Source organism: Sodalis-like endosymbiont of Proechinophthirus fluctus (assembly GCF_001602625.1).
Lineage (GTDB): Bacteria > Pseudomonadota > Gammaproteobacteria > Enterobacterales > Enterobacteriaceae.
In genome coordinates this window covers 61,798-62,417 of record NZ_LECR01000003.1, presented here as the reverse complement: position 1 = coordinate 62,417, position 620 = coordinate 61,798, and the positions used below count along the sequence as shown (strand labels likewise).

Annotated in this window: 1 protein-coding gene; it reads right to left on the bottom strand. The window is 57.1% G+C overall.

The genetic code is table 11. The annotated features are described in order from the left end of the window. Positions 1-529 (bottom strand): M20/M25/M40 family metallo-hydrolase (locus tag BG74_RS15425; protein ID WP_439895622.1); only part of this gene is annotated, 529 nt, incomplete at its 3' end. Between the last annotated feature and the right edge of the window lie 91 nt (positions 530-620).

The window sequence follows — 620 nt, the reverse complement described above, 5'->3', positions numbered from 1 at the left end:
GGCCGTTTTTGATAATATCACCGACCTGATGGCTGCTAGACGGCTCACCTACCAGGCAATAGTCCAGCTGATCCTGACGGGCTATCAATGCTTCCACTACTTTGACCGTGCCGTCCAGTGCGTCGGCTTCCTCATCGGAGGTAATCAGAAACGCCAGCCGGCCCTGGTGATGCGAATGTTGAGCGACAAAGCGTTCGGCGGCTACTACCATGGCGGCCAGCGACCCTTTCATATCTGCCGCGCCGCGGCCGTAAAGTAGGCCGTCACGTAACGTCGGCTTGAACGGCGGATTATCCCAATGTTGTGTATCGCCGGTCGGCACCACATCGGTATGACCGGCGAAAGCCAAGGTACGGCCCTGGCCACGCCAGGCCCATATGTTGAGCGTGTTGCCGAAAGGCATCGGTTCAAGGGTGAAACCCAGCGCCTGCAGGCGGGCCGATATAATCGCCTGGCAGCCGGCGTCATCAGGGCTTAAGGACGGCCGTTTAATCAGTTGCTGTGCGAGTTCTAATATGGGGCAAGACATGTCAGACCTCTCTGGCGGTAACCTGCTGATAATCTTGCGAAGAGAATCTCAGCAGCAGACAGCCATCCGTCATCTGCAACAACGGATGCTT